General features: G+C 71.4%; 13 protein-coding genes. 10 read left to right on the forward strand and 3 right to left on the reverse strand.

Features of this window, described 5'->3' with window-relative positions; all coding sequences use genetic code 11:
- Positions 1-247: 247 nt before the first annotated feature.
- Both ABT158_RS17265 and ABT158_RS17270 read right to left on the reverse strand, forming a co-directional pair.
- On the reverse strand, positions 248-904 hold the full coding sequence (locus ABT158_RS17265) for a response regulator (protein ID WP_352354243.1): 657 nt from the start codon (positions 902-904) through the stop codon (positions 248-250).
- Positions 901-2,361 carry a sensor histidine kinase gene (locus tag ABT158_RS17270; protein ID WP_352354245.1) on the reverse strand — a complete coding sequence of 487 codons (1,461 nt, stop codon included), beginning with the start codon at positions 2,359-2,361 and terminating at the stop codon, positions 901-903. The genes ABT158_RS17265 and ABT158_RS17270 overlap by 4 nt, the downstream gene beginning before the upstream one ends.
- Positions 2,362-2,537: 176 nt before the next feature.
- Here ABT158_RS17270 and lon point away from each other — a divergent pair, with 176 nt between their 5' ends.
- Positions 2,538-4,898 carry an endopeptidase La gene (gene lon / locus ABT158_RS17275; protein WP_352354247.1) on the forward strand — a complete coding sequence of 787 codons (2,361 nt, stop codon included), beginning with the start codon at positions 2,538-2,540 and terminating at the stop codon, positions 4,896-4,898.
- 176 nt (positions 4,899-5,074) lie between these two features.
- Here the strand turns inward: lon and ABT158_RS17280 are convergent, their stop codons facing one another.
- Positions 5,075-5,494 carry a MarR family winged helix-turn-helix transcriptional regulator gene (locus ABT158_RS17280; protein WP_352354249.1) on the reverse strand — a complete coding sequence of 140 codons (420 nt, stop codon included), beginning with the start codon at positions 5,492-5,494 and terminating at the stop codon, positions 5,075-5,077.
- 39 nt (positions 5,495-5,533) lie between these two features.
- Between ABT158_RS17280 and ABT158_RS17285 the strand changes: the two genes are divergently transcribed.
- From ABT158_RS17285 to ABT158_RS17325, 9 genes are all read left to right on the forward strand, one after another.
- Positions 5,534-6,346, forward strand: coding sequence for an SAM-dependent methyltransferase (locus ABT158_RS17285; protein WP_352354251.1), 813 nt, complete (start codon positions 5,534-5,536; stop codon positions 6,344-6,346).
- A 297-nt stretch (positions 6,347-6,643) separates the two neighbouring features.
- The gene (locus tag ABT158_RS17290; protein ID WP_352354253.1) at positions 6,644-7,606 is read left to right on the forward strand and encodes a methionine ABC transporter ATP-binding protein; all 963 of its coding nucleotides are present in this window, start codon (positions 6,644-6,646) and stop codon (positions 7,604-7,606) included.
- On the forward strand, positions 7,603-8,259 hold the full coding sequence (locus tag ABT158_RS17295) for a methionine ABC transporter permease (RefSeq protein ID WP_352329100.1): 657 nt from the start codon (positions 7,603-7,605) through the stop codon (positions 8,257-8,259). The genes ABT158_RS17290 and ABT158_RS17295 overlap by 4 nt, the downstream gene beginning before the upstream one ends.
- Before the next feature lie 10 nt (positions 8,260-8,269).
- Positions 8,270-9,097: a MetQ/NlpA family ABC transporter substrate-binding protein gene (locus ABT158_RS17300; protein WP_352354255.1), complete on the forward strand. Its 828-nt coding sequence runs from the start codon at positions 8,270-8,272 to the stop codon at positions 9,095-9,097.
- A gap of 101 nt (positions 9,098-9,198) precedes the next feature.
- Positions 9,199-10,734 carry an AMP-binding protein gene (locus ABT158_RS17305; RefSeq protein ID WP_352354257.1) on the forward strand — a complete coding sequence of 512 codons (1,536 nt, stop codon included), beginning with the start codon at positions 9,199-9,201 and terminating at the stop codon, positions 10,732-10,734.
- An 83-nt stretch (positions 10,735-10,817) separates the two neighbouring features.
- Positions 10,818-11,306: a DUF5946 family protein gene (locus ABT158_RS17310; RefSeq protein WP_352354259.1), complete on the forward strand. Its 489-nt coding sequence runs from the start codon at positions 10,818-10,820 to the stop codon at positions 11,304-11,306.
- A gap of 93 nt (positions 11,307-11,399) precedes the next feature.
- Positions 11,400-11,666 carry a hypothetical protein gene (locus ABT158_RS17315; protein WP_352354261.1) on the forward strand — a complete coding sequence of 89 codons (267 nt, stop codon included), beginning with the start codon at positions 11,400-11,402 and terminating at the stop codon, positions 11,664-11,666.
- Between the two features lie 48 nt (positions 11,667-11,714).
- Positions 11,715-11,933: a hypothetical protein gene (locus ABT158_RS17320; protein WP_352354263.1), complete on the forward strand. Its 219-nt coding sequence runs from the start codon at positions 11,715-11,717 to the stop codon at positions 11,931-11,933.
- A gap of 399 nt (positions 11,934-12,332) precedes the next feature.
- Positions 12,333-12,590, forward strand: a complete 258-nt coding sequence (locus ABT158_RS17325; RefSeq protein WP_352354265.1) for a hypothetical protein — start codon at positions 12,333-12,335, stop codon at positions 12,588-12,590.
- Positions 12,591-12,943: the final 353 nt, after the last annotated feature.

Genomic DNA, 12,943 nt, shown 5'->3' on the forward strand with positions numbered 1-12,943 from the left:
CTGGGGGAGCGTGGCGTGCCAGGTGCTTGCGGGCTCGCTGTGCCCTTCCGCTGGTATCACGATGCCGTCTCCGGGTCCGCCCCCGTCCTGCTATCCGCTCGCGCCCGCCTGGTCGCCTCTGTATCGCCGTACGGGTACGGGCATGCTGTGGCGCTCGGTGTCGCCCCGGTCTCGTGTCCGTCCGTGTTCCAGCGCTGGGTGTCCGCCGTACCCGGTGCCCGGGGGGGTTGAGTGAGCGGGGGACGGGTTACTCGCCGGGGCGGACGAGGCCGGTTTCGTAGGCGAAGACGATGGCCTGGGCGCGGTCGCGCAGCCCCAGTTTGGTCAGCACGCGGCCCACATGTGTCTTGACCGTCTGCTCGGCCACGAACAGCTTCTGGGCGATCTCCTGGTTGGACATGGCCTGGGCGACCAGGATGAGCACCTCCGTCTCGCGTTCGGTCAGCTCCTCCGGACGCCTCCCCGACGGCGGACGCGGCCCGCCCAGCCGGGCGAACTCGTGGATCAGCCGCTTGGTGATGGCCGGCGCGATGAGCGCGTCGCCGGCGGCGACCACGCGGACGGCCTCGGCGAGCTGGGCCGCCGAGGCGTCCTTGAGCAGGAACCCGCTGGCTCCCGCCCGCAGCGCCTCGTAGACGTAGTCGTCGAGGTCGAACGTGGTCAGGATGAGCACCTTCGATGCCGGGCACGCCGCCAGCACCTCCCTGGTCGCCTCCAGTCCGTTCATGACCGGCATGCGCACGTCCATCAGCACCACGTCGGGGGTCAGCGCGACGGCCCGGGTCACCGCCTCACGGCCGTCGGCCGCCTCGCCCACGACCTCGATGTCCGGCTGGCCGCTCAGGAACACGGTGAACCCCGTGCGGACCATCCCCTGGTCGTCGGCGATCAGCACGCGGATCACGTGGCGCCCTCCCTCTCCTCGATCGGCAGCCCTGCGGCCGGCCCGCTTGACGACTCGACCGGTGGTTCCGTCGGCAACGCGGCGTTCACCTGGTATCCGCCGCCGCGCGTGGGGCCGGTGTCGAGTGTGCCGCCGAGCAGCGCCGCGCGTTCCCGCATGCCCACCAGCCCCTGACCCGCGCCGGGCGCCGCCGCGGGGGAGCGGCCGGGGCCGTTGGCGACGCGCAGGCGCAGCGTGCCGGCGTCGGCGGTGATCTCGACGGTGACGCTCGACCCCGGCGCGTGCCGCATCGCGTTGCTGAGCGACTCCTGCACGATCCGGTACGCCGACAACCCCACCGCGGGCGACAGCCGCCCGATCGGCCCCCGCCGGTCGACCGCCACGGTCAGCCCCGCGTTGCGGGCGTTGGCCACCAGCTCCTCCAGCCGGTCGAGGCCGGGCTGCGGCGCGGTGTCGGTGCGGCCCTCGGGGTCGCGCAGCACGCCGAGGACCTGGCGCAGCTCGTTGATGGCCTCCAGGGACAACGCGCGGATCTCGGCCAGCCCGGCCTCCAGCTGGGACGCGTCGCCCGCGGCCCTGAGCGGCACGGCCTCGGCCTGGATGGCGATCACCGACATGTGGTGGGCCACCACGTCGTGCAGCTCACGGGCGATGCGGGCGCGTTCCTCCAGCACCGCCTGCGCGCCCTCGGCCTGCCGGGTGCGCCGCTCCTCCTCGATGAGCAAGGCCGTGGCGTTGCGCCGGGCGCGCACGTTGTAGCCGAACAGCAGGACGACCACGGCCACGCCGGCCACCACCGGCGTCGAGTCGGCGTCGACGGCCAGGCACAACAGGACGGTGATGATCCCGGCCCCCACCGTGATCCGCCGCTCGCAGCGCACGCCCACGGAATAGAGCGCCAGCAGGTACGCCACCCCCACCGCGACCGGGTAGGGCGCGTAGCCCTCGTCCTGGCCGATCGTGAGGCTGGCGCAGACGGCGACGGGGGCCAGCACGGCGGCCGCCCGCCAGGCCGCCAGCGGCCACCGGTTGCGCAGCACCACGGGCAGGCCGGCGGCCAGGGCCGCGAGGACGACGGCGCCGCCCCAGAGCGGCGCGGGATCGCCGGGCGTGGTGGACGCCTGCTCGTTCCACTCCTGGGTCGTGGACAGCGTCACGCCGAACAGCTCCACGCCCAGCAGGAGCTCGGCGATCTGCAACAGGCTGTACGTCTTCACCGGGACCAGCGGCGCCAGCCATCGGGGCACCGGCATCCGCAGCCACCGGGAACGCGGCCGGGCCGGGGGATCGGCGCTGCCCGTCAGCAACGCGAGCGTGAAGGGCCGCAGCACGGCCAGCAAGGCCCGCCACAGCGCCACGGCGAACCGCCCGGCCGCTCCTTCGGGCGACTCCGGAGGGCCGGTGCGCGCGTCGCCCTGGAAGGCGAGGGGCGCGGAGCGCCGGGCACGGTGAATCACCTGGTCAAGAATACGGAAGGGCGGGCGGCCGGGCGTCAGACCAAGGTCTGATCCTGACGTCACCCTCAGGTATCACTTACAACATTACGATCGCCGTGAGCGAACATCGGCAAGGTTGGGAACAACAGCGCGCTCCAATGAATTGAGTCGGTATAACTCAACCCTTTGGAGTTCGCATGAGTGAGAGCTTGATCCTCCCGGTCCTGCCGCTCGACGACGAGGTCGTCCTGCCGGGCATGGTGGTTCCGCTGGACCTGTCCGACTCCGAGGTGCGTGCTGCGATCGACGCGGCCCGCGCGTCCGGTGGTAACAAGCCGCGGGTCCTCCTCGTTCCCCGGATCGACGGCCGTTACGGCGCCGTCGGCGTCCAGGCCGTGATCGAGCAGGTCGGGAGGTTGCCCGGCGGTGAGCCCGCCGCCGTGGTCCGCGGCGTCAACCGCGTGCGCGTGGGCACCGGCACCACCGGCCCCGGCGCCGCACTGTGGGTCGAGGCCGACACGATCGACACGGTTCCGGCCGGCGAGCGCGCCCAGGAGCTGGCCAAGGAGTACAAGGCCCTGGCCACCACCATCCTGCAGAAGCGCGGCGCCTGGCAGGTCGTCGACCAGGTCAACCAGATCGACGACCCCTCGGTGCTGGCCGACAGCTCCGGCTACACCCCGTGGCTGACCACCGCCCAGAAGGTCGAGCTGCTGGAGGCCGCCGACCCGGCCGACCGCCTGGCCAGGCTCATCGAGTGGTCCCGCGAGCACCTCGCCGAGCTCGACGTCGCCGAGACGATCCGCAAGGACGTCCAGGAGGGCATGGAGAAGCAGCAGCGTGAGTTCCTGCTGCGCCAGCAGCTCGCCGCGGTCCGCAAGGAGCTGAAGGAGCTCAACGGCGACACCGCCGAGAGCGAGGAGGAGGACTACCGGGCCCGCGTCGAGGCCGCCGACCTGCCGGAGAAGGTGCGCGAGGCCGCGCTCAAGGAGGTCGACAAGCTGGAGCGCACCTCCGACCAGTCCCCGGAGGGCGGCTGGATCCGCACCTGGCTCGACACGGTGCTCGACATCCCGTGGAACGAGCGTACCGAGGACAACTACGACATCGCGGGCGCGCGGGCCGTGCTCGACGCCGACCACACGGGCCTCGACGACGTCAAGGACCGCATCATCGAGCACCTGGCCGTGCGCAAGCGCCGCCAGGACAAGGGCCTCGGCGTCGTGGGCGGCCGGCGCAGCGGCGCCGTCCTGGCCCTCGCCGGTCCTCCCGGGGTCGGCAAGACCTCCCTGGGCGAGTCGGTGGCGCGCGCGATGGGCCGCAAGTTCGTCCGGGTCGCGCTCGGCGGCGTACGCGACGAGGCCGAGATCCGCGGACACCGGCGCACCTACGTCGGCGCCCTGCCGGGACGCGTCGTCCGGGCCATCCGCGAGGCCGGCTCGATGAACCCGGTCGTCCTGCTCGACGAGGTCGACAAGGTCGGCGCCGACTACCGCGGCGACCCCACGGCGGCGCTGCTGGAGGTCCTCGACCCGGCCCAGAACCACACCTTCCGCGACCACTACCTCGAGGTTGAGCTCGACCTGTCCGACGTGCTGTTCCTGGCCACGGCCAACGTGCTGGAGGCCATCCCCGGCCCGCTGCTCGACCGCATGGAGGTCGTCACCCTCGACGGCTACACCGAGGACGAGAAGGTCGCCATCGCCCGCGACCACCTGCTGCCCAGGCAGCTGGAGCTCGCCGGGCTGACCTCCGAGGAGGTCAAGGTCGACGACGGCGCGCTGCGGCGGCTGGCCGGCGAGTACACCCGCGAGGCCGGCGTGCGCTCGCTGGAGCGGGCGGTCGCCAGGATCCTGCGCAAGGTGGCGGCCAAGGACGAGCTGCCCGTCACGGTCGGCCCGGACGACCTGGTCGGCTACATCGGCAGGCCGCGGTTCGTGCCGGAGTCGTCGCTGCCCGAGTCCACCCAGCGCACCTCCGTGCCGGGCGTGGCCACGGGCCTGGCGGTGACCGGGGCCGGCGGCGACGTCCTTTACGTGGAGGCGTCGCTGGCCGACCCGGAGACCGGCGAGACCGGCCTGACCCTGACCGGCCAGCTCGGCGACGTGATGAAGGAGTCGGCCCGGATCGCGCTGTCCTACCTGCGCTCGCACGGCGCGGAGCTGGAGCTGCCGGTCACCGCGCTGAAGGACCGCTCGGTCCACGTGCACTTCCCCGCGGGCGCCGTCCCCAAGGACGGTCCCTCGGCGGGCGTGACGCTGACGACCGCGCTGGCCTCGCTCCTGTCGGGCCGCCAGGTCCGCGCCGACGTCGCCATGACCGGTGAGATCTCGCTGACCGGGCGGGTCCTGCCGATCGGCGGCGTCAAGCAGAAGCTGCTGGCCGCCCACCGGGCGGGCATCACCACGGTGCTCATCCCGGCCCGCAACGAGCCCGACCTGGACGACGTGCCCGAGGAGGTGCGCAACGAGCTGACCATCCACGCGGTCAGCGACGTGCGCGAGGTCCTCGACATCGCGCTGACCCCGGCCGAGGTCGCCGCCACGGTCGCGGCCTGACGCCGCGCCCCGGGGCCGCCCCGGCACCGCCCCGCCGCACCCGGCTTCCCGGATGCGGCGGGGCGGCCTCATGTACGGGGGCTGAGCAAAACCGGCGTGCCATGGGCCGGGAACGAACCGGCGTGCGGGCCGGAACGAACCGGTGTGCGGGGCCGGAACGAACCGGCGAGCCGGGATCAGTCGGTGAGCAGCAGGGACTCCAGTTCCTCCAGCAGTGCCACGACGCGGGCCGCGCGCTCGGGATCGTCGCCCACCACCGCGCGCACCGCCTCCTCCACCGGTCTGGCCGCCCGGCGGTGGACCGCGGCCAGCGCCGGTTCCGTCGGCGTGACCAGGGTGCGCCGCCCGTCGCCGGGGTCGGGCTCGGTCCGGACGAGGCCGCGCTCGCGCATCCGGGCCACCGAGGCCGACACGTGGCTCTGGACGAAGCCCGTCCTGGCCTGGATCTCGCCGACGGTGCCGCCCGGGTGGCGCAGCACGTCCTCGAAGACGGCCTCCTCGCCGGGGGTGAGGGGCGGGCCCTTGGTCTCGCCGGCCGCCGTCTTCGACAGCTCCACCAGCCGTCGTCCGAGCCTTCGCAGTCGTGCCACGTTCATGGTGGCCGATTGTATCGCTGAAGATGTATCGTCAGCGATATGAATGGGGTGGCGAGGACGGCGGTGGGCGCGGCCCGGTTACGCGCGCGCGAGAGCGAGCGGCCCGACCGGCTGTTCGAGGACCCGTACGCGGGCGCCTTCGTGGCGGCGGCGGACGCCGGGTCACCGGACGCGGGGCGGGGGAGCGGGGCGGGTGATCTCTTCAGCGCCCACCTGGTGTTCAGGACCAGGTTCTTCGACGACCACCTGAGCGGTTCCGGCTGCGACCAGGTCGTCCTGCTGGCCGCCGGGCTCGACGCCCGCGCCTTCCGGCTCGACTGGCCGCCGGGCGTGCGGCTGTTCGAGCTCGACCTGCCCGAGCTGCTGGCGTTCAAGGACGGCGTGCTGCGCGGGCTGGCCGCGACGGCGCGGTGCGAACGCGTCCCGGTGCCGGTGGACCTGCGCGAGGACTGGCCGGGCAGCCTGCGCGCGGCCGGGTTCGACCCGGCGTGGCCGACGGCCTGGCTGATCGAGGGCCTGCTGATCTACCTGAGCCCGGCCGAGGCCGGGCGGCTCCTCGACGGCGTCTGCGCGCTGTCGGCGGCGGGCAGCAGGCTCGCCTTCGAGCACGCCCCGGCCGCGGCCGCCGAGCTCGCCGAGCGGGTGCGCAACATGCCCGAGCTGCGGCGGATCGCCACGCTGTGGAAGGGCGGCCCGGGGGAGGACGCCGTCGCCCGGCTGACGGCGCGCGGCTGGCGGGCGCGTACGGTCGAAGCCGCCGCCCTCACCGCCCGGTACGGCCGCCCCGCCCCGCGCGGCGGTTTCCTCACCGCGGTGCTGAGTGACGCAGATCACCGCAATTCCCCGGAATAGGAGTATGTAAAGGCGGCGTTAGCACCGGCGTGAACGAGGCATACGCGAACGACCACCGCGCCCACCGGGACGCCATGTGTTGTCGCATGCGTATGGGGCGAATGCCGGCCCGCTAGAGACCAGATCCCGCCCGTTCTCCTCGAAGGTCACCATGATCCACACTTTCTGCTTCGTGCTGCGCAGGCTGAGCCATCTGCCGTTCCCTCCGGGCAGCCACTAGATCCCACCGCTCCGACGGTGATGTTCGTGTAAGGAAGCGGCCCGCCACCCGGCCGCTCTCACTCGTGGGGAAATTTCGTGATCCAGGCTTCCGGCCTGCGCAAGCAGTACGGCCAGACCGTCGCGCTCGACGGCGTCGACCTGCATGTGCGCGAGGGCGAGATCTACGGCGTGCTCGGCCAGAGCGGCGCCGGCAAGAGCACGCTGCTGCGCTGCGTCAACCTGCTCGAACGCCCCACCGCGGGCACGGTCACCGTCGCCGGGCAGGACCTGACCGCCCTGCCCGGCCGCGAGCTCAACCGCGCCAGGCAGCGCATCGGCATGATCCACCAGCACTTCGCGCTGCTGTCCTCGCGCACGGTGGCCGGCAACGTCGCCTTCCCGCTGGAGGTCATGGGCGTGCCCAGGGCCGAACGGCAGCGGCGCGTGGCCGAGCTGCTCGACCTCGTCGGCCTCCAGGGACGCGGCGGCGACCGCCCCCACCAGCTCTCCGGCGGCCAGAAGCAGCGCGTCGGCATCGCCAGGGCGCTGGCGGGCAACCCGTCGGTGCTGCTGTCGGACGAGGCCACCTCCGCGCTGGACCCGGCCACCACCCAGTCGATCCTCGCCCTGCTCAAGCGGCTCAACGCTGAGCTGGGCCTGACGATCCTGCTCATCACCCACGAGATGAACGTCGTCAAGAGCGTCTGCGACTCGGTCGCGATCATGGCCGGGGGCCGCGTCGAGGAGTCGGGGGCGATCACCGACCTCATCAGGACCCCCGGATCCCGCCTGACCAGGGAGATCTTCCCGCTGCCCGAGCCCGCTCCGGCCGGTTCCGTCACGCTCACCTTCACCGGTGACCCGGGTCGTCCGCTGGTCTCGGAGATGGCGCGCACGTTCGACGTGGACGTCAACATCCTCGGCGGCTCGATCGAGGAGCTGGCCGGCGGCTCGGTCGGCCGCCTGCGCGTGGCGCTGACCGGCGCGGAGTCGTCCTCGGCGCTGTCGTTCCTGCGGGAGTCGGGGCTGCTCGTCGAAGTCGCGGGGGAGGCCGCATGACCTGGGAAGAGATCGCGCCGCTGCTGTGGCCGGCCACGTGGGAGACCGCCCAGATGGTGGGCTGGGCCACGCTGTTCACCGTGCTGTTCGGGCTGCCGCTCGGCGTGGCGCTGGTGGCCTTCGACCGGGACGGGCTGCGCCCGCTGCCGGCGTTGAAGTCCGTGCTGGGGATCGTCGTCAACATCGGGCGGTCGTTGCCGTTCATCGTGCTGATGATCGCGATCATCCCGTTCACCCGGCTCGTCATCGGGACCACGATCGGCACCGCGGCCGTGGTGGTGCCGCTGACCGTGGGGGCCGTGCCGTTCTTCGCCCGGCTGGTCGAGACGGCGCTGCGCGAGGTCGGCACCGACGTCGTCCAGGCCGCGCAGGCCATGGGGGCGAGCCGGACCGCCATCGTGCGCAAGGTCCTGCTGCCCGAGGCGCTGCCGGGCCTGGTGTCGGGGCTGACCGTCACGATCGTCGCGCTCATCGGCTACTCGGCCATGGCGGGCACCGTCGGCGGCGGCGGGCTCGGCGACCTGGCCGTGCGCTACGGCTACCAGCGGTTCGAGACGCTCGTGATGATCGTGACCGTCGTCCTGCTCATCGTCATCGTGCAAATTCTGCAGAGTCTGGGCGACTGGGTCGCTCGGCGTATTTCACATAAGTAAGGGAAAAATCATGAAGATTCGCTCGATATTGGGTGCTGCTGCGCTGTCCCTGTTGCTCGCCGCATGCGGTACGTCGCAGTCCGCGACCAGCACCCCCGCCGCCGAGTCGGCCGACACGGTGCTGAAGGTGGGCGCGAGCGCCGTCCCGCACGGCGAGATCCTGAAGTTCGTCAAGGACAACCTGGCCCCGGCCGCCGGGCTGAAGCTGGAGATCGTCGAGTTCAGCGACTACGTCCAGCCGAACGTGCAGCTCGACGAGGGCCAGCTGAACGCCAACTTCTTCCAGCACAAGCCCTACCTGGACGACTTCAACGCCTCCAAGGGCACCAAGCTGAGCTTCGTCACCCCGGTGCACCTGGAGCCGCTCGGCCTGTACTCCAAGAAGATCACCTCGCTGTCGGCGCTGGCGGACGGGGCCACCGTGGCCGTCCCCAACGACGCCACGAACCTCGGCCGCTCGCTCAAGCTGCTCGCCGACAACGGCCTGGTCAAGCTCAAGGACGGCGCGGGCACCGCGGCCACCGAGCGCGACGTCACGGACAACCCCAAGAAGCTGCAGTTCAAGCCCCTTGAGGCGGCCCAGCTCCCGCGCTCGCTCGAGGACGTGGACGCCGCCGTGATCAACGGCAACTACGCCATCGAGGCCGGGCTCAAGCCCGCGAGCCAGGCGCTGGTGCTGGAGAAGACCGAGGGCAACCCGTACGTCAACGGGCTCGTCGTCCAGGCCGGCCACGAGAAGGACGCCAGCATCGTCACCCTCGGCAAGCTGCTCCAGGACCCGAAGGTCAAGGACTTCATCAAGCAGAAGTACGAGGGCTCGGTGATCCCCGCCGAGTGATCCGGGGGGCGACCGACGCCGAAGCCGCGGCTTCCCCATCCGGGAGCCGCGGCTTCGGCGCGCCCTAGCGCCGCCGCCGACGGACCGAATACTGTTCTAATATGTACCCGGGAGCCGTCGCAGCCGTCACCCCCGACAAGCCCGCTGTGATCATGGCGGGCTCCGGGCAGGTCCTCACCTACCGCGAGCTCGAAGAGGAGTCCAACCGCCTGGCCCACGCCTTCCGCGCGGCCGGGCTCAAGCCCGGCGACCACGTCGCCTTCATGCTCGCCAACCACCCGCTCTTCCTGGCCGTCGCCTGGGCCGCGCACCGCGCGGGCCTGTACTACACGCCGATCAGCTCCCGCCTGCAGACCGACGAACTCGCCTACATCGTGGACAACTGCGGCGCCCGGGTCTTCATCTCCAGCGCGAACCTGGCGGAGGTGGCCACCTCGATCACCGACGCCACGCCGCGCGTGGAGCTGCGGCTCATGCTCGACGGCCGCGCCGAGGGCTTCGCCTCCTACGAGGAGACGGTGGCCGGCTGCCCGGTCACCCCGATCGCCGACGAGTGCCAGGGCGCCGACATGCTCTACTCCTCCGGCACGACCGGGCGGCCGAAGGGCGTCAAGGTGGCCGCCTCGCTGGCCCCGCTGACGGAGTCGACCACGCTGGTCCGGCTCATCCAGGCGCTGTTCGCGCCGTCGTCCGACAGCGTCTACCTCTCGCCCGCGCCGCTGTACCACGCCGCGCCGCTGCGCTACTGCCTGTCCTTCCAGCGGCTCGGCGCCACGGTGGTGGTGATGGAACGCTTCGACCCCGAGGAGTACCTGCGGCTGGTCGAGCGGTACGGGGTGACGCACACGCAGCTCGTCCCGACGATGTTCATCAAGATGCTGAAGCTGCCGGAGGAGACCCGGACGAAGTACGACCTGTCGTCGCTGGTCTGCGCCATCCACGCGGCCGCGCCGTGTCCCGTGCCGGTCAAGGAGCAGATGATCTCCTGGTGGGGGCCGGTGATCCACGAGTACTACGCGGGCACCGAGGGCAACGGCTTCCTCTACGTCGGCTCCCAGGACTGGCTGGAGCACAAGGGCACGGTCGGCCGCTCGCTGCTCGGCGTCGTGCACATCTGCGACGAGGAGGGCGAGGACCTGCCGCCGGGCGAGCACGGCACGGTCTACTTCGAGAACGGCGCCCGCTTCGAGTACCACGGCGACCCTGACAAGACCCGCTCGGCGCAGGACCCGAAGGGCCGCGGCTGGACCACCCTCGGCGACATCGGCTACCTGGACGCCGACGGTTTCCTGTACCTCACGGACCGCCGCTCGTACATGATTATCTCGGGTGGGGTGAACATCTACCCGCAGGAGGCCGAGAACGTGCTGGCCGTCCATCCCAAGGTGGCCGACGTGGCCGTGTTCGGCGTACCGGACGAGGAGATGGGGGAGCAGGTCAAGGCCGTGGTCCAGGCGATGACGGCGGCGGAGGCCGGGCCGGAGCTGGAGGCGGAGCTGATCGCGTACTGCCGGGAGCACCTGGCCCACTACAAGTGCCCGAAGTCGATCGACTTCCGCGACGAGCTTCCGCGCCACCCGACCGGCAAACTCTACAAACGCCTCCTGAGGGACGAATACTGGCCCGCCCGCACCTGACCGTCCCGGCCTGAGCGTCCCGGCCGCCCGGGTCGTGGTCGGCGCCTCGACAGCGCCGTTCCCGGCCGCCTAGGGTGCGGGCCATGACGGACCGTCCGATCGTGGCCCGGTGCGAGTGCGGCGCGGCCGCCGGGCCGCTGGGCACCTGCGTGGACTACTACCACGCCGTCCTTGCCGAAGAGCAGGGCGATCCCGGCATGTACCGGTGGCACGCGGTGGTGGTCTGCGCGTACTTCCTGCAGCATCCGTCCGGGGCGCACCCGAAGTACCTCGACGGCCAGTTCCGCCAGTTGCAGCTCTGCCTGGACCGGGGCCTGGACGCGCTGCTGCGCGTGGGAGCCCGCCAGGTGGCCAGGAACAGGCACGGGACACGGCCGGTCCACGACCCGGAGCCGTTGTCGGCGTACGCGCCGCTCCCGCCGGGCGGGCCGCCCCGGCACTTCCGCGCCACCTTCAGCGACCTCCCGGTCCGCGACGGCAGCTTCGTGTCCGACGGTCATCCGGCCTACGGCCGGCGCATCGAGACGATCGCCGAAGCCACGGTGGAGTCCTGGCGCTCCCTCCAAGCCTGACCCCGTCCGAGGCGGAGGCCGTGGCTCCTCGTCACCGGATCGTGGATCCGGCAGCCATCGAATCTTGATCTCGGGATGGCAGCCTCTCGACCCGTGACCTCTTCAGCAGGCGAGCCCGCCGACGACCAAGTCCCCGTCCAGGTCCCCGTCCTCGTGGCGTCCCCCGGAGGGGACGGCGACCCCGCCACGGCGGTGCGCGTGGTCGGCAGTGTGGCCATCTTCCTGGGCTTGGCGCTGTCGGTGCTCACCATCGTGACGCCGTGGCAGGACGAGCCCACCGCGTGGCTGCTCGTCTATCTGGTGATCGCCCTGGGCGGCTTCGCCCTGCGCATCGAAGCAGCCGTCCGCGCCCGCCGCTGACCGCACCTGCCGGTGTACGAACAGCGCATCCCGCCGCAGAATGGGGTCATGCGCCAGGAGATCGACCGGAGCAGACTCAAGGTCGCCAGCAGGAAGCAGATCGCCGAGTTACGGGCTCGGCAGGCTCACGAGCGGGAGTGGCGTGAGGTGCGCAGGATGGCGCACCTGTACCGGAAGATCCGTCTCATCGGGCTGATGATGATCATCCCTGTCGCCATCGTGGTAGGAGTACTGCGGGCACTCGGCGTCATCCCACCGCTGCACTAGTCACTGCCCACGTTCCGAGCCGCCCGTCCAGGCAGGAGTCGTTCATGCATTTCGGACCCACCGTGATCCTCGCGATGCTCGTCGTCATGGCGCTGGTCGTGGGAGGGATCGTGGTCGCAGCGGTGCGGCTGGCGAACCGCGACCGCCGCCGGTGAATCCGCCACCCGGTGCCGGACGCAGGCCCGGCCCGCAGCGCCGCCACGTGGACCCCGCTGGCGGTGCCCTTTCGGTTTCGGCTCAGCCGCTCGATGACCAGTGCGGTGACCACGTGCCCGTGTCGCCGTACGGGTGGGGCGCCTTGTACAGCGGGCCCTGCACCAGACCTCAGACGATGAGCAACGTGCCTGCCGTGACCAACAACTCTGTGGTGAGGGGTCACCTACTGCGAAGATTTCGCACATGACCCTCCCGAAGCCGACACGCCACCGAGCCCGCGCCGTGGTGGACTGGTACGGCGAACGCGTCCATGCTCATCCTGTGATCACGCTGACGATCAGCGGTGCGATCTGGGGAGCCGTCCTGTTCCTGTCCGGTGTCTCGATCTCCGTGGCACTGGACGAAGACCCCATTCCATGGGCCTGGTATGTCCGCGTAGCGATGATCCAGACGCTGGTCTGGCTTGTGGCAGCGTTGGCGATACGCAGGCGCGCCTCTTAGGCAGGATGCGCCGCACCCCGTACGGAAGTGGTTTGTAGATTCTTTTCTGGTTTTGTGTGCATAAGTCCGGCCGGTGAGCAGCGCAGATAAGGTGTGAGTGAGTCGTCTCGCAGAGTTCCGATCACCGCCTTAACCAGGTCTTACGCCCCTCTTGGCACTCTTGAGTCAGAGGACTTGAGGGAGATGACAGATGAACGCGAACGAGCCTCGCGAGCAGGGCACCGGCGGGTGGAGCCAGTTCGGCGCCACCCCGCCGGGGGGCGGGGGGGTGCCCCCCCGCGGCCCCCATGGGAGGGTGGGGCCCCCCCCCCCCCACCCCCCCACCCCCCCCCCACCCCGCCCCGAACCCCCGC

Source organism: Nonomuraea sp. NPDC001636, assembly GCF_040298265.1.
GTDB lineage: Bacteria > Actinomycetota > Actinomycetes > Streptosporangiales > Streptosporangiaceae > Nonomuraea.